The sequence below is a fragment of the Microbacterium testaceum genome (assembly GCF_001476655.1).
Taxonomy (GTDB): domain Bacteria; phylum Actinomycetota; class Actinomycetes; order Actinomycetales; family Microbacteriaceae; genus Microbacterium; species Microbacterium testaceum_C.
Map to the genome: position 1 here is coordinate 18112 of NZ_LDRT01000019.1, position 23570 is coordinate 41681.

Consider the following 23570-nt stretch of genomic DNA (forward strand, 5'->3'; position numbering starts at 1 on the left):
CGGACGCCGCCGCCGTCAGTCGGACGCGTCGTCCGCCTTCTCCGGGTCGTACGCCCACGTCGGCGCGAGGGCGCGGATACGCCCTTCGCGCCACTGCCACATCGCCCAGAGTCCCGGCCAGAGCACGGGGGCCGCGGCCCCACCGATCGTGAGGCGTTCCCTCCACAGGGTCCGTCCCGCCTCGCCCGGGGCCTCGGACACCGCCATCTGGTGATCCCACACGTCGAGGGCGGCGAGCGGACCGGTCAGGGGCACCCCCCAGTCCCGGAACACGCGCACACGCCCGTGGCCATCCGTGGTCTCGCGGTCCGCAACCGAGATGAGCTGCCGGCCGAGGGGAAGCGCCCCGGCGAGGCTCATCTGCACGGGGACGTCGTCTCCGGAGGCGAACGAGGTCGGCATCTCCCCGAGCGCATCGACGTCGAGGAGGGGACCATAGAGCTCGGCGACGGCACGCGGCGAGTGCAGCGCTCGCCACGCGGCATCCGGATCGCAATCGATCACGAACTTCAACAGAATGCGCATGCTGCGAATTCTGCCGCACGCGCCCGTTCCCCCGCCCGGGTTGACGGCGGGCGGACGCGTCCCCGGCTTAGGCTCGAGGGATGCCGAACGACCACGCCCCGCATGCCCAGGCGAACTACCAGGTGCGTCTCGAGTGGGGGAGTGCGGGCCTGGCGCGGCTCGCGCCCGCCGACGTCGTGATCCTCGTGCAGACGCTCGGTCTCTCGGCCGATGCGCTCGCCGCCGCCGAGGCGGGCGCGGTCCTGCCCCTCGACGGGCTCCCGACCGCGGCGCTCGCGGGCCGCGCATCCGTCGGCGCCGCGCACGTGCTGATCGGCGGGATCCGCAACGCACGAGCCGTGGCCGACCGCGTCCTCGAGCTGCAGACGGCGCGCGCGGCGCGCACCAGTATCGCGATCATCGCGGTCGGGTATTCGGATGCCGACACCCTCCGCTTCGCCGTCGACGACCTCCTGGGGGCCGGTGCCGTGGTTGCGGCGCTCGGTGATGTGGGCATCGACCACGCCTCTCCCGATGCGGCCGTCGCCGGCGAGGGGTATCGCGCTCTCCGCGGAGCGGCGCGTCATCTGCTCTCGGCGAGCGGCACGGGTCGGGCGCTCGCCGGCGTCGGTCGTGCGGAGGTCGTTCAGGCCGCGGCCGCGCGGGATGCGGCATCCGTCGTCCCGGCGTTCGCCGACGGAGCCTTCCGCGCCGCCTGACCCGCGCGGGTTCCTCCCGCAGCGCAGATCCGGAGATCGCGCGCAGATCCGGACGAGACGCGCATCATCGTCCGGATCTGCGCGGCATCTCCGGGTCCGCGAGGCCCCGCACCGGCCGGCCCCAAGCCGGCCGCGCCCGCGGTATCCCCGCACCCGACGAGTCGGCCTGCGCCGCGCCCGCCCGCGGCACCCCCGCTCGCCCCGAACTGTGTCAGCGCGGGGTCGCCGCCGCGAGCCGCGTGGCCCGGCTGATGTCGCGGCGCTCCCAGGTCAGCGCGAAGCGCGGATCGAAGTGCGGCGCGCACTTCGCGCAGGACGTGGGCCGCGTCGCGCGACGGTGACGGTAGGCGACGTGTCCCGCGGGGCAGGTGCCGACCCAGGGGGCGAGCTCATTGGCGGTCTCTCCGGCGTGCGTCGTCCCGCCGACGTAGCCGAGCTCACGCGCCGTGCGCTTCCACGTCGGACCGTGCCCGGCGGCTCCGCCCGCGAGGGCGTGCGCCACCTCGTGCAGAAGAGTCTGGTGGTTCGTGTCGTCGTCGTAGCGGGCGGCGAGGTAGCGCGAGACGCTGATGCGCTTGCGGCCGTAGTCGCAGAGCCCCGCGCGGCGCTTGGCATTGTCGAAGCCGAAGGTCCACGACGCGTCGAGGTGCAGGGCGATCAGTGCCTCTGCCCAGGTGCGCACGCGCTGCAGTTCGGACATGACCGGAAGACTAGACCGGGGTTACGACATTCAGCTCGCGACGACCTCGCGCGGGCGCCGACGGTCGGCGGCGTCGATCGCGAGCAGCGTCGATTCGAGCTGGGCGTCGGTGGCCCCGGCGTTCTGCCGGAGGAACAGCGCGCGCTTGAAATCGCGCCGCGCGCTCTCGAAATCGCCCTCGTCGTAGTGCACCTTGCCACGGTGCTGCAGGGCGAAGGCGGCGATGCTCGCCCAGTTCTGCCCCTCGGCCTCCTCGGCGCACATCGTGAGCTCCTGCTCGGCGGCGGCGTACGCCCCGCGGCACTGCATGATCGTGGCGTGGAGGATGCGGGCGCGCAGCAGATCGCGACGTGTCCCCGCCATGCGCGCGACGCGCACCGACTGCTCCGAGATGGCGAGGGCCTCGTCGAAACGATCGAGCACCTTGAGCAGCCACACGCGCTCCAGCAGGGCGGGGAGGCTGCGCTGGGAGCCGATCTCGTCGAGACGCTCCGCGCACTCACGAGAGTCAGTGATCTCGCGCAATGTGTCGGGGTCATACCCGCGGATATAGCTCACCGTCGCTCCTCCCGAATGGCCGATGGTCTCCAGTCTGCGACGAGAAGGCCGAACTGCCCAGTCGCCACGCGGTCAGCGTTCGAAGAGGGATGCCGAGGGCTTGGGCGACGGTGTCGCATCGGCATCCGTCGCCGGGCGCGCGCCGCGGACGAACTCTTCGATCTCGGCTCCCTGGGAGACCTTGGCGGGGTGGGGGCCGGCGGCCATGAGCCGCGGCAACCACTCGACAGGAAGGGGAGCGGCGGAGGCGGCGATGACGAGATTGCCGAAGCGACGGCCCTTGAGGACCTGCACCTCGGCCAGAAGGATGACCTCCGGCAGCACGTCGCGCACCGTCGCCACCTGGCGTCGGGCGAACGCGAGACCGGGGCCGTCCGAGACGTTGACGAGCAGCACCCCGTCCGGGGCGAGGAGGCGGGCGGCCTCGCGGTAGAACTCCACGGTCGTGAGGTGCGCCGGCGTCTGCGCGCCCGAATACACGTCGCTGACGAGGAGGTCGACGGCACCGGAGAGCCCGGCGGGCAGCCGCGCGAGCCCGGCGCGGGCGTCGCCGATGCGCACGCGCACCGCGGCGCCCCGGGGGAGCGGAAGGTTCTCGCGCACGAGGTCCCACAGCTTCGGCTCCAGCTCGATGACCTGCTGTCGCGAGCCCGGTCGGGTGGCTTCGACGTAGCGGGGGAGAGTGAGGGCCCCCGCACCCAGGTGCACGGCGGTCAGCGGCTGTCCCGGCATCCGGAGTCGGTCGATGACCGCCCCCATCCGGGCGACGTACTCGAAGTGCAGGTGCGTCGGGTCGTCGAGGTCGACGTGCGACTGCGGGGTGCCGTCGACCACCAGCTCCCAGCCGGAGACGAAGCCCGACGGCGACACCCGGGCGAGGGAGCCGTCCGACAGCCGTGCGGTGGGGGCGTCGTCGGGTTCGATGCGCATTCGAGCCATGTCTCCACGCTAGGCCCTGGCTCCCGCGCCCACCGGATGCCGCCGCGCCGCGCCGTGGCGGGTACACGATGCGGAGCGAATCGCTGCGCGGTGCGTCGCCGACCTGCGCGATGTGGGTGTTGCGCGCCGCGTGGTTGAGGCATCCTGCTCTCCCGCTCGAAACACGATCGATACACAGGGGCAATGGGCAGCGGGCCTGTCGACCTGTACGGTCGGTTCAACAGCAAGCGGAGCGCGGCACGACGAGGTGACAGCGCAGTCGGGCTCCTCCTTTCCTCCCCCCGGAAGGCACAACGAAAAATGCAAGGAAATCTCCGTACCCGCGTGCTCGCGGCCGGCGCCACCATCGCCATCGGTGCGCTCGCCCTCGCGGGGTGCACGAGCCAGCGTGACGACAACGGCGGCGGCGGTGATGCCGGCGGCGACGTCGACTCGACGTTCGTCTTCGGTGCCTCGGGTGACCCCTCGAGCCTCGACCCCGCGTTCGCGAGCGACGGCGAGTCGTTCCGTATCTCGCGGCAGATCTTCGAGGGACTCGTCGGTGTCGAGCCGGGGACGGCTGATCCCGCCCCCCTGCTCGCCGAGAGCTGGACGCAGTCCGACGACGGCCTGTCGTACACGTTCCAGCTGAAGCAGGGCGTGACCTTCCACGACGGCACCGAGTTCAACGCCGACGCGGTCTGCTTCAACTTCGATCGGCAGAACAATTTCACCGGCATCGCGCAGTCCGAGAGCCTGTCCTACTACTGGGGCAAGATCATGCGCGGCTACGCCGACACGGGTACCTCGATCTACGGCGGCTGCGAGGCCGCGAGCCCCACCGAGGCGACGATCACGCTCACCGAGCCGTTCGCCGGCTTCATTCCCGCGCTCTCGCTCCCCGCCTTCGCGATCCAGAGCCCCACCGCCCTCCAGGAGTACAAGGCCGACGAGGTCGGCGGCACCTCCGAGGCGCCGACCCTCAGCGAGTACGCCCAGGCGCATCCGACAGGTACCGGCCCCTTCAAATTCGACTCGTGGGAGCCGGGCGCCGAGGCGACCGTCAGTGCCTACGACGGCTACTGGGGCGAGCAGGGCCAGGTGCAGCAGGTCATCTTCCGCGTGATCGGCGACACCACCGCCCGCCGGCAGGCCCTCGAGTCCGGCTCCATCGACGGGTACGACCTCGTCGCCCCCGCTGACCTGGGTGCGCTCGAGAGCGCGGGCTACATGCTCACCAACCGCGACCCGTTCAACATCCTGTACCTCGGCATGAACCAGGCGAACCCCGCGCTCAGCGACATCCGCGTGCGCCAGGCGATCGCCCACGCCATCGACAAGCAGCAGCTCGTCACCCAGGTCCTGCCCGAGGGCACGACCGTGGCCTCGCAGTTCATGCCCGACAGCGTGATCGGCTTCAACTCCGGTGTGACGACGTACGACTTCGACCAGGACGCCGCCAAGGCCCTCCTCGCCGAGGCCGGCTTCACCGAGGCCAACCCGCTGACGATCACGTTCAACTACCCCGTGAACATCTCGCGCCCGTACATGCCGAACCCCGAGCAGATCTTCACCAACCTGCAGTCGCAGCTGCAGGCCGTGGGCATCGTGCTCAACCCGGTGTCGAACGAGTGGGGCGAGTACCTCGACCTCATCCAGGGCGGCAGCGACCACGGCATCCATCTCCTCGGCTGGACCGGCGACTACAACGACCCCGACAACTTCGTGGGTACGTTCTTCGGCGCGAAGTCGAACGAGTGGGGCTTCGACAACGCCGAGCTCTTCTCGGCCCTCACCTCGGCCCGCGGCATCGCGACCGAGGCCGAGCAGGACCCGGCCTACCAGGCGGTGAACGAGCAGATCGCGACGTTCCTGCCGGGCATCCCGCTGGCCAATCCCGTGCCGACGCTCGCCTTCGCGCCCCGCGTGAAGTCGTACCCGGCCAGCCCCGTGCAGGACGAGGTCTACAACGAGATCGAACTCACCCAGTGATCCGGATGCCGTGGGCTCCTCCACCGTCGAGGTGAGGGGCCCACGGCACACGGATGCCGCGGGCCCGGTGCCGTCTCGGACCACCGGGCCGGCGGCATCCCGCGTCCCCCCGCTCCCGACACCCTGTGAGAATCCGTGCTCCGCACCATCGGCAGACGTCTGCTCCTGCTCATCCCCACCCTGTTCGGTCTTTCCGTCCTGCTCTTCGCCTGGGTGCGCGCTCTCCCGGGCGGTCCCGCCGTCGCGCTCCTCGGTGAGCGCGCGACCCCGGCGGCCGTCGAGCGCATCAACGAGCTCTACGGCTTCAACGAGCCGCTGTACGTGCAGTACTTCACGTGGCTCGGCCGCCTCGCCACCGGCGACTTCGGCTCCTCGATCCAGACGGGGCGGCCCGTGCTCGAGGAGTTCGTGCGCCGCTTCCCCGCGACCCTCGAGCTCTCGATCGCCGCACTCATCGTGGCCGTGGGCATCGGCATCCCCCTCGGCTACTGGGCGGCGCGCCGCCACGGCAAGGTGTGGGACCACACGGCCGTCGTGCTGAGCCTCATCGGCATCACGATCCCGGTGTTCTTCCTCGCGTTCATCCTCAAGTACGTCTTCGCGGTGCAGCTGGGCTGGCTGCCCTCCGACGGGCGCCAGAACCCGCGCATCGACGCGACGCACTATACGAACCTGTACGTCTTCGACGGGCTCATCACGGGCGAGTTCGACGCCTCGTGGGATGCCATCCTGCACCTGATCCTCCCGGCGATCGCGCTCGGCACGATCCCGCTCGCGATCATCGTGCGCATCACGCGCGCGTCGGTGCTGGAGGTGCAGAACGCCGACTACGTCCGCACGGGCCGGGCGAAGGGCATCGGGACGGGGACGCTGCGCAACCGCTTCATCCTGCGCAACGCGATGCTCCCCGTCGTCACGACCGTGGGGCTGCAGGCGGGTCTGCTCATCTCGGGGGCGGTGCTCACGGAGACGGTCTTCGCCTTCCCGGGCATCGGGCAGTTCCTCGCGCGGGCGATCTTCACGCGCGACTTCCCTGTGCTGCAGGGCTTCATCATCTTCATCGCGATCGCCTACGCGCTCATCAACCTGTTGGTCGACCTGTCGTACAGCGTCATCGACCCGAGAGTGAGAGTCCAGTGAGCTCTTCGATCCTCCCTCCCGCCCCGAGCGGCGGACCCGTCGACGACAACGCGGTGGTCGATTCGCAGTTGATGGCCGCGCAGGCGCGTGGTGGTTTCTGGCACGACGTGTTCCGCAGGCTCCGGCACAGCCCCGTCGCCTGGATCGGCGCGATCATCGTGCTCGCGTTCCTGCTCGTCGCGGCCCTCGCTCCGCTGCTCGCGCCGTACCCGGCCGAGTCGCTTCCCGGACAGCGTTTCATCACCCCGACCGACATCCCCGGTCCGGGAGAGATGGCGGAGTTCCCCCTCGGCCTCGACCGCTTCGGCGGCGACGTCCTGTCGAAGCTCATCTGGGGAGCGCAGGCCTCGCTGCAGATCGGTGTCATCTCGACCGCTCTCGGCCTCCTCGGCGGAATGTTCCTGGGGCTGCTCGCCGGCATGTTCGGCGGCTGGGTCGACGCGCTCGTCATGCGCTTCGTCGACATCCTGCTGTCGGTTCCCAATCTGCTTCTCGCCGTGTCGATCGCGGCGATCCTCGGGCAGAGTCAGCTCGCGATCATGATCGCCATCGGCGCCTCGCAGGTGCCCGTGTTCGCGCGGCTCCTCCGCGCCTCGATGCTTCAGCAGCGCGGCGCTGACTACGTGCTCTCGGCGCAGACCCTGGGCCTCAGCCGCCGCACGATCACGATGACCCACGTGCTGCCCAACAGCGTCGGCCCGGTCATCGTGCAGGGCACGCTGACGCTCGCCACCGCCGTGATCGACGCCGCCGCGCTGTCGTTCCTGGGCCTCGGCGGCGGGCTGCCGCAGACCGCCGAGTGGGGGCGCATGCTCACGTACGCGCAAGCCGAGCTCGCGATCGCGCCGTGGCTCGCGTTCCTCCCCGGCATCTGCATCGCGGTGACCGCGCTCGGGTTCACGCTCCTGGGCGAGTCGCTCCGCGAGGCGATGGACCCGCGGACGCGGGCGCGGTAGCGCGCGGCGCTCCTCCGGCCCCGGCCCGCTGTTCCGGCCCCGGCCCGCTCGCGCGGGTCGGGGCCCCGGCATCCATGTCCCACTTATTGCGGGTCGGCGGCCGCTGGGCCGGCCATTCTCGGGACATGCACCGCCATAAGCGGGACATGCTTCGCGAGCACAGTCGCCACCCGGCCCGCCGCGTCAGCCGGCCAACCCCAGCTCGTTCCCGGGGATCGACGACAGCAGACGTCGCGTGTACGGATCGCGCGGATTGGTGAAGACCTCTTCGCTGGATGCCGCCTCGACCAGGCGCCCGTCCTTCATCACGCAGACGTAGTCGCTGATCAACCGCACCACCGCGAGGTCGTGCGAGATGAAGAGATAGCTGAGGCCGTATTCGCGCTGCAGGTCACCGAGCAGGTCGAGGATCTGCGCCTGCACGAGCACGTCGAGGGCCGACACCGGCTCGTCGCACACGATGAGTTCCGGAGAGAGCGCGAGGGCGCGGGCGATCGCGACGCGCTGCCGCTGCCCGCCCGACAGCTCCGAGGGATAGCGACGGAGCATGGATGCCGGCAGAGCCACGTCATCCATCAGCTGACGCACGCGCTTCGAACGGTCGGCCTTCGACCCCCGCTTATAGAAGGAGAGGGGCTCCTCGACGATTCGTTCCACGGTGAACATGGGGTTCAGGCTCGAGTACGGATCCTGGAAGATCGGCTGCACCTTCTGCCGGAACTGCCGGAGCGCCTCGCCCCTGAGCGCGGCGACGTCGTGCCCGTCGAAACGGATCGAGCCGCTCGTGGGCTCGACGACCTTGAGCAGCATGCGCGCGGTCGTGGTCTTGCCCGACCCCGACTCCCCGACGATCGCGACGGTCTGGCCGCGCGGAATCGACAGGGAGACGTCGTCGACCGCGCGGAAGTCCTCTCCCCTCCCGCGCACGGGATAGACCTTGGTCAGCCCGTCGATCTCGACGATGTTGTCGCGTGCCACATCGACGGGACGTTCGCCGCGGAAGTCCTCGGGCCGCAGGCGCACCGCCGCGACCGACGGCGCCGCCGCCACGAGCGACTTCGTGTACGCGTGCTGGGGGTTCTCCAGGATCTGCCGCGCGGGCCCCTGCTCGACGACGCGTCCGCGGTGCATGACGACGACCTTCGAGGCGCGCTCGGCGGCGAGGCCCAGGTCGTGGGTGATGAGGAGGACGGCGGCGCCCAGCTCGTTCGTCTGCTTGTCGATCTGATCGAGGATCGTCTGCTGCACGGTCACATCGAGAGCGCTGGTGGGCTCGTCGGCGATGAGCAGGCGCGGGCGGCACGCGAGGCCGATGGCGATGAGCGCGCGCTGGCGCATCCCGCCCGAGAACTCGTGCGGGTACTGCCTCGCACGCTTCTCGGCATCCGGGAGCCCGGCGGCCTCAAGCGCCTCGACGACCTTGCCCTTCACGCTCGAGCGGTCGGCGAGACCGTGGGCGAGAAGGGTCTCGGCGACCTGCGTGCCGATCTTCGCGACGGGGTTGAGGTTCGACATCGGGTCCTGGGGGACGAGACCGATCTGCCGCCCGCGGACCTGGCGCATGCGCGCTTCGCCGAAGGTCGTCAGGTCTTCGCCGTCGAGGAGGATCTGGCCGCGCGCCACGCGACCACCGGATGCCAGCAGGCCGATGATCGCCATGGCGGTCGTCGACTTGCCGGAGCCGGACTCGCCGACGATGGCGATGGTCTCGCCCGCGTGGATGTCGAGATTCACACCATCGACGGCCCGCACGGGACCGTCCATGGTGGCGAAGTCGACCGCGAGATCACGGACCGAGAGCAGGGGCTGGGGGGATGCCGGAGCGGGGGGACCGGCGACATCGGAGGTCATCCCTCCATCCTGTCTCGCCGGTGCTCTCCTGCCCAGCCTTTCCGTCCGATCGTCACGCGGCCGTAACGCGCTGGCCGGCGCACGACTCCTGCACATCCGCGTCCCCGCCGGTCGGGAGGGCCCGAGGGGCGCGTTCTGCAGGAGATGTGCCCCGCCCCCGGCCGCGGGCGGGGCCGAGCCACCGCCCGGCGGACCCCGCGCCGCTCGCGCGTCGCCGGCGCACACCTCCTGCAGATCTGCGCCCGCGGTCGTCGGAGGGTGCCCGTTACGGCGGATCTGCAGGAGTCGTGCGGCCGCCGGACCCCCGGCCGCCGCGGGCCGCGCGGCGCTAGCGTGGCACCATGCACGTGGACCTCAACGCCGACCTCGGCGAGACGGTGGACGGGATGCCGACCGCCGACGACGAGGCGATGTTCGCCCTCGTGTCCAGCGCCAACGTCGCCTGCGGCGGCCACGCGGGTGATGCCGCGTCGATGCGCGAGGCGGTCGAGCGCGCCGCGCGCTTCGGCGTCGCCGTCGGCGCGCACCCCTCGTATGACGACAGGGCGAACTTCGGGCGGATCCGTCGCCATCCGGCCGCCGCCGATCTTCGCGCGAGCGTTGCCGTCCAGCTCTCCGCGCTCGTGGACGCGGGCGCCGACCTGCGGTACGTGAAGCCGCACGGCGCGCTCTATCACGCCGTCCGCGACGATCCTGAGCAGGCGCGGGCGGTCATCGACGCGATCTCCGACCTGTCCGCGCTCCTCGGCCGGGCCCTCCCGGTCCTCGGGCTCCGGGGCGCGGTCGCCGAGGCCGCAGCCTCCGCGGGGCTGCCCTTCGTGCACGAGGCGTTCCTGGATCGCGGCTACACGGCCCACGGCGCTCTCGTGCCGCGCGGTGAGCCCGGCGACCTCGTCGACGATCCGGCCCGCGTCGCGGAGCGTGCGCTGCGCCTCGTACGAGACGGTGACGTCGATGCCGTCGACGGCACGCGCATCGCCGTCGAGGCCGCCTCGCTCTGCCTGCACGGCGACACCCCCTCGGCCGTCTCGATGGCACGGGCCGTGCGCGCCGCCCTCGACGACGCCGGTGTCGAGGTGCGCGCGCCGTGGTGACGCTGCTCCCGATGGGGGAGCGCGCCATCCTCGTCGAGGTCGCGGACCTCGCCGCCGTCCTCGAGCTGCACGCGGCGCTCGCCGCGGATCCTCCCGCCGGTGTCGCCGACCTCGTCCCCGCCGCGCGCACCGTGCTCGTCGGGTTCGACCCCTCGCGCATCCCCGCCGACGCGGTCCGCTCCTGGATCACCGCCGCCGCGCACCGGACTCCGGATGCCGTCGCCTCGGGGCCTCTCGTCGAGCTCCGGCTGCGCTACGACGGCGCCGACCTCGAGTCGACCGCCGAACTCCTCGGCATTCGGGTCGCGGACCTCATCGCCCGACACTCCGCCTCCGGATGGACCGTGGCCTTCTCCGGCTTCGCCCCGGGTTTCGGCTATCTCGTGAGCGATGACTGGCCGTTCGACGTGCCACGTCTCGCCCAGCCGCGCACCCGCGTACCGACGGGCGCGGTCGGCCTGGCCGGGGAGTTCAGCGGCGCGTACCCCCGCGAGACCCCGGGCGGCTGGCGGCTGATCGGCACGACCGACGCGGTCCTGTTCGATCCGGATGCCGCCGACCCGGTGCTTCTTCCCCCGCGGGCACGCGTGCGTTTCGCGCCGCAGCGCTCGCGTCTCACCGCCGCCTCGGTGCCCGCCTCGGTGCCCGCCGCGGTGGTTCGGGCGTCGCCCCCTTCCGGGCGGGACTCCGAGGTCCCTGAGCCAGGGCCCCGCACCCGTCCCGAGAACGGAGGAGACGCGCGCAGCGGAGGACCGGCGGCCGCCGATGTCTCCTCCCGTCCCGCCCCCGTCCTCTGCGTCCTCACCCCCGGCGGATTCACGACCGTCCAAGATCTCGGCCGCTCCGGCCGCGCGGCCCTCGGCGTCGCCCGGTCGGGGGCCCTCGATCGCACCGCGCTGCGCGTCGCCAATCGCCTGGTCGGCAATACCGAGGATGCCGCGGGCCTCGAGATCACGCTCGGCGGCTTCCGCGCGCGAGCCGAGGTCGACGCGTGGGTGTGCGTGACCGGCGCGCTCGCGGAACTGCGCGTCGACGGGCGGGCCCGCGACCTCTACGCCCCCGTCCTGGTCCCCGCCGGTGCCGAGCTGTCGATCGCGGCCCCGATCGCCGGACTCCGCTCGTACCTGGCGCTGCGGGGCGGGATCGTCGCGCCGGCCTCGTTGGGCTCGCGCTCCCGCGACGTTCTGGCGGGCCTCGGCCCCGCGCCCTTGCGTGCCGGCGACGTCCTGGATGCCGGGGTCCCGTCATCCGGTGTTCCGGTCATCGACGTCTTCCCCTTCTCGGTCCCACCGGCCCTCGTCGACGTGGCCGTCGCCCCCGGTCCCCGCACGGACTGGTTCGCCCCCGGGGCGGTGTCGACGCTCGTGGGGACGGAGTGGGAGGTGTCCACGCAGGCCGATCGTGTCGGCATCCGGCTCGAGGGGCCCGAGTTGCCGCGGCTGCGCGTGGGCGAACTCCCGAGCGAGGGCATGCGCCCCGGGGCGATCCAGGTTCCCCCGCACGGGCGACCGGTCGTGCTGCTCGCCGACGGTCCCGTCACCGGCGGATACCCCGTGATCGGGCTGGTGAGGGATGCCGACCTCGATGCGCTGGCGCAGGTGCGGCCCGGTGATCGCGTGCGATTCCGGCGCGTCTGACGCCGCCCGGAGAGGGAATGCTCGACGGGCGCACGCGGTTATACCGCAGGTCCGCAAACGCGTCAAGAATTGGACTGGACACGGCGAGTCCTCCCGCGTATGCTTGGACTTTGCGCTCCTCGATTCCCCCTGCCCTCATATGGTGGTCGGCTGAGCCTGTCCGTCCCCGCTTCACCGCGGTGTGTGACGAGCAGGTTATCGGGGCAGGAACGCACTCCACCTGACGACAAGGAATCACGAGCCCCTCGCCCGGGCTTCTGGAGGTTATTCCCTTGGCTGCTGCGAGCAACGCATCCACCACCACCCCGAAGAGCGGACGCGGCGCATCTCGCCTCTCGTTCGCGAAGATCTCCGACAAGCTGACCGTTCCCGATCTGCTCGCGCTGCAGACCGAGTCGTTCGATTGGCTCGTCGGTAACGACGCATGGAAGGCCCGCGTCGCCGAGGCGCAGGCCGAAGGCCGCACCGACGTGCCTGAGATCAGCGGTCTGGAGGAGATCTTCGAAGAGATCTCGCCGATCGAAGACCTCAGCGAGACGATGCAGCTCTCGTTCACCAACCCGTACCTCGAGCCCGAGAAGTACTCGATCGAAGAGTGCAAGGAGCGCGGCAAGACCTACGCCGCTCCGCTGTACGTCGAGGCCGAGTTCATGAACCACCAGACCGGTGAGATCAAGACGCAGACGGTCTTCATGGGCGACTTTCCGCTCCAGACCGACAAGGGCACGTTCATCATCAACGGCACCGAGCGTGTCGTGGTGTCGCAGCTCGTGCGCTCGCCCGGTGTCTACTTCGACAAGACCCCCGACAAGACGTCCGACAAGGACATCGTGTCGGCGCGCGTCATCCCCTCGCGCGGTGCCTGGCTCGAGTTCGAGATCGACAAGCGCGACCAGGTCGGCGTCCGCATCGACCGCAAGCGCAAGCAGTCGGTCACGGTCTTCCTCAAGGCCCTCGGTCTGACCAGCGAAGACATCCTCGCCGAGTTCGCCGGCTTCGACTCCATCGAAGAGACGCTGTCGAAGGACACGATCCTCACCAAGGAAGACGCCCTCCGCGACATCTACCGCAAGCTGCGTCCGGGCGAGCAGGTCGCCGCCGAGGCCGCGCGTGCGCTCCTCGACAACTTCTACTTCAACGCCAAGCGCTACGACCTGGCCAAGGTGGGTCGCTACAAGATCAACCAGAAGCTCGGCCTCGACAAGCCGCTCAGCGACTCGGTGCTGACCGTCGACGACATCGTCGCCACGATCAAGTACCTCGTCCGCCTGCACCGCGGCGACGTCTCGTTCGACGGCGTGCGCGGCGGCAAGCCCGCCGAGATCCGTCTCGACACCGACGACATCGACAACTTCGGCAACCGCCGTATCCGCGCCGTCGGCGAGCTCATCCAGAACCAGGTCCGCACCGGTCTGTCCCGTATGGAGCGCGTCGTCCGCGAGCGCATGACCACGCAGGACATCGAGGCGATCACGCCGCAGACCCTGATCAACGTGCGTCCCGTCGTCGCCGCGATCAAGGAGTTCTTCGGAACCAGCCAGCTGTCGCAGTTCATGGACCAGAACAACCCGCTCGCGGGTCTGACCCACAAGCGTCGCCTGTCGGCGCTGGGACCCGGTGGTCTGTCGCGTGAGCGTGCCGGCGTCGAGGTCCGTGACGTCCACCCCTCGCACTACGGCCGCATGTGCCCGATCGAGACACCGGAAGGCCCGAACATCGGTCTGATCGGTTCGTTGGCCTCGTTCGCGCGCATCAACGCGTTCGGCTTCATCGAGACCCCGTACCGCCGTGTCGTCGACGGTCGCGTGACCGACACGATCGACTACCTCACGGCCAGCGAAGAGAGCGACCACATCGTCGCTCAGGCCGGTGTCGCCCTCAAGGCCGACGGCCACTTCGTCGAGGACCGCATCCTGGCCCGTCGTGGTCAGGGTGGCGAGGTCGACCTCTTCCCGGTGGAGGAGATCGGCTACATGGACGTCTCGCCGCGCCAGATGGTGTCGGTGGCGACCTCGCTCATCCCCTTCCTCGAGCACGACGACGCGAACCGCGCCCTCATGGGTGCCAACATGCAGCGCCAGGCCGTGCCGCTCGTGCGCAGCGAGTCGCCCGTGGTCGGTACCGGTATGGAGGGCTTCGCCGCGATCGACGCCGGTGACGTCGTCACCGCCGAGAAGTCGGGTGTCGTCCTGGAGGTCTCGGCCGACGTCGTCACCATCCAGCTCGACGAGGGCGGCACGCAGGACTACTTCCTGCGCAAGTTCGACCGCTCCAACCAGGGCACGTCCTACAACCAGCGCGTGGTCGTCTCCGCCGGTGAGCGCATCGAGGCCGGCGAGGTCATCGCCGACGGTCCCGCCACCGAGAACGGCGAGCTCGCCCTCGGCAAGAACCTCCTCGTGGCGTTCATGACGTGGGAAGGCCACAACTTCGAAGACGCGATCATCCTCAGCCAGGACCTGGTGAAGGACGACACGCTCTCCTCGATCCACATCGAGGAGTACGAGGTCGACGCCCGCGACACGAAGCTCGGCAAGGAGGAGATCACGCGTGATCTCCCCAACGTCAGCCCCGACCTGCTCAAGGACCTCGACGAGCGCGGCATCGTCCGCATCGGTGCCGAGGTGCGCCCCGGCGACATCCTCGTCGGCAAGGTCACGCCCAAGGGTGAGACCGAGCTCAGCGCCGAAGAGCGCCTGCTCCGCGCGATCTTCAACGAGAAGAGCCGCGAAGTCCGTGACACCTCGCTGAAGGTGCCCCACGGCGAGCAGGGCACGATCATCGCCGTCAAGGAGTTCAACGCCGAAGACGGAGACGACGAGCTCGGCTCGGGCGTCAACCGCCGCGTCGTGGTCTACATCGCCCAGAAGCGCAAGATCACCGAGGGTGACAAGCTCGCCGGCCGCCACGGCAACAAGGGTGTCATCGCCAAGATCCTCCCGATCGAGGACATGCCCTTCCTCGCCGACGGCACCCCGGTCGACGTCGTGCTCAACCCGCTCGGTATCCCGGGCCGCATGAACTTCGGTCAGGTCCTCGAGCTCCACCTCGGCTGGATCGCCCAGCAGGGCTGGAAGGTCGAGGGCACGCCCGAGTGGGCCGCGCACCTGCCCGAGGTGGCTCGTGAGGCCGCCCCCGGCACCAAGGTCGCGACCCCGGTGTTCGACGGTGCGTTCGAGGACGAGATCGCGGGTCTGCTCGACTCCACGATCCCGAACCGCGACGGCGACCGCCTGATCGACCGCAGCGGAAAGACGATCCTGTTCGACGGCCGCTACGGAGAGCCCTTCCCGGCGCCCATCTCGGTCGGCTACATGTACATCCTGAAGCTGCACCACCTGGTCGACGACAAGATCCACGCGCGCTCGACGGGCCCGTACTCGATGATCACCCAGCAGCCGCTCGGTGGTAAGGCGCAGTTCGGCGGCCAGCGCTTCGGTGAGATGGAAGTGTGGGCGCTTGAGGCCTATGGCGCGGCGTACGCGCTGCAGGAGCTCCTGACGATCAAGTCCGACGACATCCTCGGCCGCGTGAAGGTCTACGAGGCGATCGTCAAGGGCGAGAACATCCAGGAGCCCGGCATCCCCGAGTCCTTCAAGGTGCTCATGAAGGAGATGCAGTCGCTCTGCCTGAACGTCGAGGTCCTCTCGGCCGACGGCACCGCGGTGAACCTCCGCGACACGGATGACGACGCCTTCCGCGCCGCGGAAGAGCTCGGCATCAACATCTCCAGCCGCTTCGAGTCCTCGTCGATCGACGAGATCTGAGCTCCCAGCTCAGCGACCCAGCTCAGATTTCAGAGAATTCCGACACAGGAGAACCAGTGCTCGAATCAACCACTTTCGATCAGATCCGTATCGGTCTGGCCACCGCCGACGACATCCGTCGTTGGTCCTTCGGTGAGGTCAAGAAGCCCGAGACGATCAACTACCGCACGCTGAAGCCCGAGAAGGACGGCCTCTTCGGCGAGCAGATCTTCGGGCCCTCCCGCGACTGGGAGTGCGCCTGCGGAAAGTACAAGCGCGTGCGCTTCAAGGGCATCGTCTGCGAGCGCTGCGGCGTCGAGGTCACCAAGAGCTCGGTCCGCCGTGAGCGCATGGGCCACATCGAGCTCGCCGCGCCCGTCACGCACATCTGGTACTTCAAGGGCGTGCCCTCGCGCCTGGGCTACCTGCTCGACATGGCGCCGAAGGACCTCGAGAAGGTCATCTACTTCGCCGCCTACATGGTGATCTCGGTCGACGAGGATGCTCGTCACCGCGACCTCGCCACGCAGGAGAACAACATCCGTCTCGAGCTGAAGACGCTCGGCGACCGCCGCGATGCCCGCATCGCCGCGCGCCTGGCCAAGCTCGAGGAGGAGCTCGCCGCCCTCGAGGCGGAGGGCGCCAAGGCCGACCAGAAGAAGAAGGTCAAGGACGCCGCCGAGAAGGACATGACGGCCGCCCGCAAGAACGCGGACGAGCAGATCGCCAAGCTCGAGCGCGTGTGGGAGGACTTCCGCACGCTCGAGGTCGGCGCCCTCAAGCCCGAGGACGACGTCTTCCACGAGCTCCAGGACCGGTTCGGTCAGTACTTCGAGGCCCACATGGGCGCCGAGTCGATCAAGCGCCGTCTCGAGACCTTCGACCTGCAGGCCGAGGCCGACAGCCTCCACCTGCAGATCTCCGAGGGCAAGGGCCAGCGCAAGATCCGTGCGATCAAGCGCCTGAAGGTCGTCAACTCGTTCCTGCAGACCGGCATGAGCCCGGCCTCGATGGTGCTCGACGTCGTTCCGGTGATCCCGCCGGAGCTTCGCCCGATGGTCCAGCTCGACGGTGGCCGCTTCGCGACCAGCGACCTGAACGACCTCTACCGTCGTGTGATCAACCGCAACAACCGCCTCCGTCGCCTGATCGACCTCGGTGCCCCCGAGATCATCGTGAACAACGAGAAGCGCATGCTGCAGGAGGCCGTCGACGCCCTGTTCGACAACGGCCGCCGTGGCCGCCCCGTCACCGGTACCGGCAACCGCGCCCTGAAGTCCCTGAGCGACATGCTCAAGGGAAAGCAGGGTCGCTTCCGCCAGAACCTGCTCGGAAAGCGCGTCGACTACTCGGGTCGTTCGGTCATCATCGTCGGACCCCAGCTCAAGCTCCACCAGTGCGGTCTGCCCAAGCAGATGGCGCTCGAGCTGTTCAAGCCGTTCGTGATCAAGCGCCTGATCGACCTCGGTCACTCGCAGAACATCAAGGCCGCCAAGCGCGCCGTCGAGCGCTACCGTCCCGAGGTCTGGGACGTGCTCGAAGAGATCATCCGCGAGCGCCCCGTGCTGCTGAACCGTGCACCCACCCTGCACCGTCTCGGCATCCAGGCGTTCGAGCCCCAGCTCGTCGAGGGCAAGGCGATCCAGCTGCACCCGCTCGTCTGCGCGGCGTTCAACGCCGACTTCGACGGTGACCAGATGGCCGTCCACCTGCCGCTGTCGGTCGAGGCTCAGGCCGAGGCTCGCGTGCTCATGCTCGCCTCGAACAACATCCTGAAGCCGTCGGACGGCCGCCCGGTCACCCTGCCCTCGCAAGACATGATCATCGGCCTCCACCACCTGACCACCCTCAAGGAGGGTGCGATCGGTGAGGGTCGTGCGTTCGGTTCCGTGGGCGAGGCGATCCTGGCCAAGGACGAGGGCACCCTCGACCTGCAGGCCAAGGCGCGCATCCGCATCCCCGGCCTGACGTTCCTCGAGGGCCAGGCGCCCGAGGGCTACGACAAGCACGGCCTCGTCGACGCGTCGCTCGGTCAGGCGATCTTCAACGCCACGCTCCCGAAGGGCTACCCGTTCGTCCGCGAGCAGGCCGACAAGGGCAAGCTGTCGCAGATCGTCAACAAGCTGGCCGAGGAGTACCCCAAGGTCGAGGTCGCGGCATCGCTCGACCGGATCAAGGACGCCGGCTTCTACTGGGCCACCCGCTCGGGTGTCACGGTGGCGCTGAGCGACATCCTCACCCCGCCGAACAAGGCCGAGATCGTGGGCGGCTACGAGAAGCAGGCCGCGAAGGTCCAGGCGCAGTACGAGAAGGGTCTCACCACCGACGCCGAGCGTCGTCAGGAGCTCATCAAGATCTGGACCGAGGCCACCGACGAGGTCCAGAAGGCGATGCGGGACAACTTCCCCGCCGACAACACCATCAACCGCATGGTCTCGTCGGGCGCCCGTGGTAACTGGCTGCAGATCCGCAACATCGCGGGTATGCGTGGTCTGGTGAACAACCCCAAGGGTGAGATCATCCCGCGTCCGATCATCTCCTCGTACCGCGAGGGTCTGTCGGTCGCCGAGTACTTCATCGCGACGCACGGTGCCCGTAAGGGTCTGGCCGACACGGCCCTCCGTACGGCCGACTCGGGGTACCTGACGCGTCGTCTGGTGGACGTCTCGCAGGACGTCATCATCCGCGAAGAGGACTGCGGCACGTCGAAGGGCCTCGAGCTCCCGATCGCCGCTGTCGACTCGAGCGGTGTGCTGGTGAAGGACGCGAACGTCGAGAACTCGGTGTTCGCCCGTACGCTCGCGACCGCCGCGGTCGACGCTCAGGGCACCGTCCTGGCCGAGGCCGGCGACGACGTGGGCGACGTGCTCATCGACAAGCTGGTCGCGGGCGGCATCGAGTCCATCAAGGTCCGCTCCGTGCTGACCTGCGACTCCGCCGTCGGTGTCTGCGCGAAGTGCTACGGCCGTTCGCTGGCCACCGGCAAGATCGTGGACATCGGTGAGGCCGTCGGCATCATCGCCGCCCAGTCCATCGGTGAGCCCGGTACCCAGCTGACGATGCGTACCTTCCACACCGGTGGTTCCGCGTCGGCCGACGACATCACGCAGGGTCTGCCCCGTGTGCAGGAGCTCTTCGAGGCGCGTACCCCCAAGGGCGCATCGCCCATCGCCGAGGCCGACGGCCGCATCACGATCGACGAGACCGAGAAGGCCAAGAAGGTCATCCTCACGCCCGACAACGGCGACGAGCCCGTGGTCTACCCCGTCCTGAAGCGTGCGACGCTCCTGGTCGAGGACGGCCAGCACGTCACCGTGGGCGAGCCCCTCCAGGTCGGAACGCTCGACCCCAAGGAGGTCATGCGCGTGCAGGGTGCCCGCGAGGTGCAGAAGTACCTCGTGAACGGCGTCCAGGGCGTGTACCGCTCGCAGGGTGTGCCGATCCACGACAAGCACATCGAGGTCATCGTGCGCCAGATGCTGCGCAAGGTCACCGTCGTCGACCACGGCGACACCGACCTGCTCCCGGGTGAGCTCGTCGACTTCAAGCGGTACCAGAACATCAACCGCGAGACGGTCGGCGAGGGCAAGCGCCCCGCGTCGGGTCGTCCCGAGCTGATGGGTATCACGAAGGCGTCGCTCGCGACGGAGTCGTGGCTGTCCGCCGCGTCGTTCCAGGAAACCACCCGCGTCCTGACGCAGGCGGCCATGGAGGGCAAGAGCGACCCGCTCGTCGGCCTCAAGGAGAACGTCATCATCGGAAAGCTCATCCCCGCGGGGACGGGCCTGTCGAAGTACCGCAACGTCACCGTCGAGGCGACGGAAGAGGCCAAGAGCGAGCGGTACCCCAACCGCATCTTCGCCTCGGACGGCGCGTACTCCGACGCCGACCTGAGCTACGTCGACTTCGACAGCTTCACGACGGACGACTTCACGCCCGGTAGCTACAACTAAGGGATCCGCTCCCGAACGAAGGCCCTCGGCTCCTGCCGAGGGCCTTCGTCGTGTCCGCCTGGTTTCAGCGACGCGACGTCTCGCCTTCGCGGCGTGTCGTGGGCGCGGCGGGTCGGGGCAGTGCGCATACCGTGGACGGGGAGGAACGGATGGCACGAGTCGGTGGTCGGAACGCGTGGATCGCGTGGCCCGCGGGGATCGTCTGCACCGTCGTGGTCGCCGTTCTCGTCGTTCTCGCGCTGCCCGGTATCCCCGGCGCCGTGACCTTCGTGGGCGACACGCTGCGCGCGGCGCGAACGGCTCCGACGGCCACCCCCGAACCCTCTCCGACGCCCGCGGCGACCTGCGGCGAGCTGTACACCCCGGAGCTGTGGTCGTCGCTGGTGTGGTCGCGAGACAACCTGCTCACCCAGCGTCGGACGCCCGCTGCCTCCACGCCCGAGGCCGTGGCGGCATCCGGAGCGACGGTCGTCGTCACCTGCCACTGGCGCGGTCGCCCGGGTCAGTCCCTCGAGACGACGGTGTCCACCGTCACCCCCGAGGGCGCCGCGGCGGTGCAGGCGACCCTGTCGTCGCAGGGCTTCGGATGCCAGGTCTCCGGCGCCACCACCCACTGCGAGCGGACAACGGGCGGTGTCGTCGAGGTCCACGACCTGCGCGGAGACCGCTGGGTGTCGTCGACCCTCACGAACTGGACGCCGGACGGCTACGCCGCGGTCGTGGCATCCCGCGCTTTCGGCGAGGAGCCGGTCAGCCGAAGATCGACGTGATGATGCTCGCGGTGTACCCGGTCGGCGCGAGGTTGGAGTACTGCGTGTCGATGAGGACGTCGTCGCGATAGAACAGCGTGCGTCCGTCGTTGACCGGGTACTTGTCGTTGATCCAGGTCTTCTCGCACCGCGTGCCGTCGTCGGGGGTGTAGCAGCTGAACCCCTGCGTGGCGACGAGTTCGTTGAGCATGTCGAGGGCGGGCCCGCGATCGATGCGGGTGATGCGCGTCTGCAGCTGCGTCGTGTCGGCGCTCGGATCGCGCCAGACGCAGATGAGCGAGCCGTCGGACTGCGGACCGGACGGGCCGACGGACGGGTCGTTCAGGGGGACGGATGCCAATTGGGCCTGCACGTCGGCCGAGAGCATCGCGCGACAGTCGGTGGGGATCGCCACCGGGGCGACCGTCGGGGTGATGGTCGGAATCGGGGTCGCGGTCGGCACCACGGTCGATTCCGTCGGGGACGACGTGGGCGCGGCCGAGCCCTCGCCCTCGGGCGCGCAGGCGGCCAGCGCCAGCACCGCCGCCACCGCGAAGAGCGCGGCGCCGGCAGGACGAATCACGCGACGGGGCATGCAGACACCCTAGATGCCCCCACCGACACGGTCGAGACCGACACACGACGGCACGCCTCCGCGGCGCGGGGTAATGCGCGGGTTAGCCTGGCGCCGCAGATACTTGCGCGCGTGAGGAGACCCCGATGAGCGACCCCCAGTCGTACGGAAACCCCGTCGACGAGCCCAAAGAAGAGGCGCACGACGTGGTGGGGCAGGCCCACGAGGGGCTCGCCGACGCCGAGGCCGCCCAGCGCGATGCCGTCGACCCCGCCGAGGCCGCCGCCGCATGGGACGAGCGCGAGCGGGAACACCCCGTCGCGACCACGTCGGCACCCACCCAGGCGGCCGTGCACGATGCGTCGCCCGTCGCCCCCGCGGCGGCCACCGACCTCGACGACGAGGACGCCCGCTGGGCCGCGTACGCCGCCTCGGCGGAGCCCGAGGCCTCGACGAGCGCCGCCGCCACGGACGCGCACACGCAGCGCTACGACGTCACGTCCGGCACCGCCACGGCCGTCGCCGCCGGTGCCGCAGCCGGGGGAGCGTCCTCGACCCCGGTGGCATCCACGACCGCGTACGACACTCGTGCGTCCGACGCCCCCGCGGCGACCTCGCCGAACGCGTACGCGAACCAGCCCATCTTCGTGCAGGCCCCCGAAGCCCCCCGCCCGCGGGGCAACCGTGGCGCGGCAGGGGCGATCGGCCTTCTCGCCGCGCTCTGCTTCGCCGTCCTCTACCTCGCCGCGACGCTCGGTCTGCGCCTGCTGACGGGTGACGTCCAGGTGTCGGGGCTGGCGAACGCCGCCCTGTCCGCCCTGGCCACCTGGGGTCTGTGGGTACCGACCGTGGCCTTCTACCTCGGTTTCTGGTTCCTCGGCGCCCTGATCAACCGCGGTCGGTGGGGACACTGGGTGGTCTGGGGTCTGCTCGTGGGCGTCATCGCGTGGGGCGGACACCTCCTGGGCGCCCTCTTCGCCGCGCCGTTCTGGATGCTGACCGCTCGCGAGGGCGTCGACCTTCTCGGCGACAACGTCCTGGCCCCGCTCGCGATCGTCGCCTTCGTGCTCGGGCGCGAGCTCACGATCTGGTTCGGCGCCTGGGTCGCCCGCCGCGGACGCCGGGTCTCGGAGCTGAACGACGAGGCTCAGCGCGAGTACGAGCGCACCCTCGAAGCCGGCCCGCAGGTCGCCGTCGTCTGAACGGGATGCCATGACCGATGCGTCGCGACCGGCGGGGGTGACCCCGCCGGTCGCCGTCGTTTTCGCGACCGTGACTTTCGTGGCTCTCGCCATCGGGGGACTCGGGGTCGCGAGCCTCGTCTTCGACAGTGACGTGATTCCGGTGACGGGTCTCGGCCCCGTTCCGGGGGTGCTGGGCCTCGCGGTCGCAACGGCGTCGTTCTCCGGCATCCTGTTCTGGGGGCTCCGGGCGGTCCCGCCGGGGTACCTCACCGCGGTCCCCTGCGCCCTCGGGGTGTTCGTGGGGGAGCTCGCGGGAATCGTCGTCGGGGGTCTGGTGAGCGGGGCGGATCCGGCCCGGGCCGTCGCCGCGGCCGGTGAGGTGGCCCTCGGGTGGCCGGGAGCGGTGCTGGCGGTCGCCGGGCTGTTGTCGGGGCTCTTCGGGGTGTTCCTCGCACGGGTGCGAGCCGAACGGCCCCGGTGGACCTGGGAGGACGAGGACGACGACGGTCGGTGATCGTCCCGCTCGGTCGTGGCGTGCGGTCATGACGCGCGGGAACGCGCGGATCCCCGTTGCCCGGGCGTGTCGGGCTAGCGTAGGGGTGTGGAGCGGTCGCTCGAGACCCAGGTCGGCCAGGCGGTGGACGCCTGGCTCAAATGGCTGCCCCGGTGGGAGCCGGCGAACCATCGCGGTCGCGTCGCTCCGTGCCGGCGGTGCTTCGGCTCACCCGTCCTCTCCGCCGCGGGCCTCGGGGCCGACGTGCCGCACGGCGTCCAGCACGGTCTCTCGACGCGGGTGAAGGCGATCGTCGATCACGCCGTCGCCGAGTACACCGCGCGCAACCTCCCCATGCTGCAGGCCGAGCTGGACCAGCAGGCCGAGCGGAACCGTCGCCGTTCCTATCGCCCCGCGGAGGGTCTCGAGCCCGAATTCGAGGGGTTGCCGCTCGATCCCGAGCCGGAGCCGGGTGCCCCGTTCCTGTTCACGCTCACGGGTCTGGCCGCAGAGGAGGACGCGGTGATCCCGGCGCTTCCGCCGTTGTCGGACGCGGCCAAGGCGGCCCTCCGGCAGGAGGTCGGACTCGCTGACGACTACGCGAACATGATCGGGCGCGAGATCTGCACGATTCTCTTGCGTCACCGCCTGCGCATCCAGGCAGCCATCGCGGAGTACGTCGAGCCCCAGGTCGCGGCGATGCTCGACGAACTCACCCGTTCCCTCGACGCACCGTTCGACCCGCGCGACCCCGGCGCCGCCTCCCCCTGAGGTTGTGCACACCCCCCGGGGATCGAGGGGT

Annotated in this window: 18 protein-coding genes; 12 read left to right on the forward strand and 6 right to left on the reverse strand. The window is 70.0% G+C overall.

Annotation, left to right across the window (positions count from 1 at the left end; translation table 11 throughout):
- Window positions 1-15: 15 nt before the first annotated feature.
- Window positions 16-525, reverse strand: a complete 510-nt coding sequence (locus NS220_RS03590; RefSeq protein WP_058622735.1) for a hypothetical protein — start codon at window positions 523-525, stop codon at window positions 16-18.
- Window positions 526-605: 80 nt separating this feature from the next.
- Between NS220_RS03590 and NS220_RS03595 the strand changes: the two genes are divergently transcribed.
- Window positions 606-1223: a 2-phosphosulfolactate phosphatase gene (locus NS220_RS03595; protein WP_058622736.1), complete on the forward strand. Its 618-nt coding sequence runs from the start codon at window positions 606-608 to the stop codon at window positions 1221-1223.
- Between the two features lie 211 nt (window positions 1224-1434).
- Here NS220_RS03595 and NS220_RS03600 read toward each other — a convergent pair whose 3' ends face one another.
- The 3 genes from NS220_RS03600 to NS220_RS03610 all read right to left on the reverse strand — a co-directional run bounded on the left by NS220_RS03600 (window position 1435) and on the right by NS220_RS03610 (window position 3420).
- Window positions 1435-1923 (reverse strand): SprT-like domain-containing protein, encoded by a 489-nt coding sequence (locus NS220_RS03600; protein ID WP_058622737.1) that lies wholly within the window; start codon window positions 1921-1923, stop codon window positions 1435-1437.
- Window positions 1924-1953: 30 nt separating this feature from the next.
- The gene (locus NS220_RS03605) at window positions 1954-2481 is read right to left on the reverse strand and encodes a hypothetical protein (RefSeq protein WP_013584074.1); all 528 of its coding nucleotides are present in this window, start codon (window positions 2479-2481) and stop codon (window positions 1954-1956) included.
- A gap of 72 nt (window positions 2482-2553) precedes the next feature.
- Complete coding sequence (locus NS220_RS03610) at window positions 2554-3420, reverse strand: spermidine synthase (RefSeq protein ID WP_058622738.1); 867 nt, start codon at window positions 3418-3420, stop codon at window positions 2554-2556.
- 300 nt (window positions 3421-3720) lie between these two features.
- Between NS220_RS03610 and NS220_RS03615 the strand changes: the two genes are divergently transcribed.
- From NS220_RS03615 to NS220_RS03625, 3 genes are all read left to right on the forward strand, one after another.
- Window positions 3721-5391, forward strand: a complete 1671-nt coding sequence (locus NS220_RS03615; RefSeq protein WP_058622739.1) for an ABC transporter substrate-binding protein — start codon at window positions 3721-3723, stop codon at window positions 5389-5391.
- A 135-nt stretch (window positions 5392-5526) separates the two neighbouring features.
- The gene (locus NS220_RS03620; protein WP_058622740.1) at window positions 5527-6531 is read left to right on the forward strand and encodes an ABC transporter permease; all 1005 of its coding nucleotides are present in this window, start codon (window positions 5527-5529) and stop codon (window positions 6529-6531) included.
- A gap of 71 nt (window positions 6532-6602) precedes the next feature.
- Entirely contained in the window at window positions 6603-7487 is an 885-nt protein-coding gene (locus NS220_RS03625; RefSeq protein WP_242864520.1) for an ABC transporter permease, read from the forward strand.
- A gap of 183 nt (window positions 7488-7670) precedes the next feature.
- On the opposite strand, the gene NS220_RS03630 is transcribed toward NS220_RS03625, so the two are convergent.
- Window positions 7671-9338: an ABC transporter ATP-binding protein gene (locus NS220_RS03630; protein WP_058622742.1), complete on the reverse strand. Its 1668-nt coding sequence runs from the start codon at window positions 9336-9338 to the stop codon at window positions 7671-7673.
- 341 nt (window positions 9339-9679) lie between these two features.
- Between NS220_RS03630 and NS220_RS03635 the strand changes: the two genes are divergently transcribed.
- From NS220_RS03635 to NS220_RS03655, 5 genes are all read left to right on the forward strand, one after another.
- A complete protein-coding gene (locus NS220_RS03635) occupies window positions 9680-10432 on the forward strand; it encodes a LamB/YcsF family protein (RefSeq protein WP_058622743.1) in 753 nt (250 codons plus the stop codon).
- The gene (locus NS220_RS03640) at window positions 10426-12069 is read left to right on the forward strand and encodes an urea amidolyase family protein (protein ID WP_242864518.1); all 1644 of its coding nucleotides are present in this window, start codon (window positions 10426-10428) and stop codon (window positions 12067-12069) included. The genes NS220_RS03635 and NS220_RS03640 overlap by 7 nt, the downstream gene beginning before the upstream one ends.
- A gap of 272 nt (window positions 12070-12341) precedes the next feature.
- A complete protein-coding gene (rpoB, locus tag NS220_RS03645) occupies window positions 12342-15836 on the forward strand; it encodes a DNA-directed RNA polymerase subunit beta (protein WP_058622744.1) in 3495 nt (1164 codons plus the stop codon).
- A 56-nt stretch (window positions 15837-15892) separates the two neighbouring features.
- Complete coding sequence (gene rpoC / locus NS220_RS03650; protein WP_058622745.1) at window positions 15893-19768, forward strand: DNA-directed RNA polymerase subunit beta'; 3876 nt, start codon at window positions 15893-15895, stop codon at window positions 19766-19768.
- Between the two features lie 149 nt (window positions 19769-19917).
- Window positions 19918-20538, forward strand: coding sequence for a hypothetical protein (locus NS220_RS03655; RefSeq protein WP_058622746.1), 621 nt, complete (start codon window positions 19918-19920; stop codon window positions 20536-20538).
- On the opposite strand, the gene NS220_RS03660 is transcribed toward NS220_RS03655, so the two are convergent.
- On the reverse strand, window positions 20519-21112 hold the full coding sequence (locus NS220_RS03660; RefSeq protein WP_058622747.1) for a hypothetical protein: 594 nt from the start codon (window positions 21110-21112) through the stop codon (window positions 20519-20521). The two genes, NS220_RS03655 and NS220_RS03660, sit on opposite strands and share 20 nt — an antisense overlap.
- A 125-nt stretch (window positions 21113-21237) precedes the next feature.
- Here NS220_RS03660 and NS220_RS03665 point away from each other — a divergent pair, with 125 nt between their 5' ends.
- The 3 genes from NS220_RS03665 (at window position 21238) to NS220_RS03675 (ending at window position 23539) form a co-directional block, all read left to right on the forward strand.
- The gene (locus NS220_RS03665) at window positions 21238-22293 is read left to right on the forward strand and encodes a hypothetical protein (protein ID WP_058622748.1); all 1056 of its coding nucleotides are present in this window, start codon (window positions 21238-21240) and stop codon (window positions 22291-22293) included.
- Window positions 22294-22303: 10 nt separating this feature from the next.
- Window positions 22304-22789 carry a hypothetical protein gene (locus NS220_RS03670; RefSeq protein WP_058622749.1) on the forward strand — a complete coding sequence of 162 codons (486 nt, stop codon included), beginning with the start codon at window positions 22304-22306 and terminating at the stop codon, window positions 22787-22789.
- A gap of 87 nt (window positions 22790-22876) precedes the next feature.
- Window positions 22877-23539, forward strand: coding sequence for a hypothetical protein (locus NS220_RS03675; protein ID WP_058622750.1), 663 nt, complete (start codon window positions 22877-22879; stop codon window positions 23537-23539).
- Window positions 23540-23570: the final 31 nt, after the last annotated feature.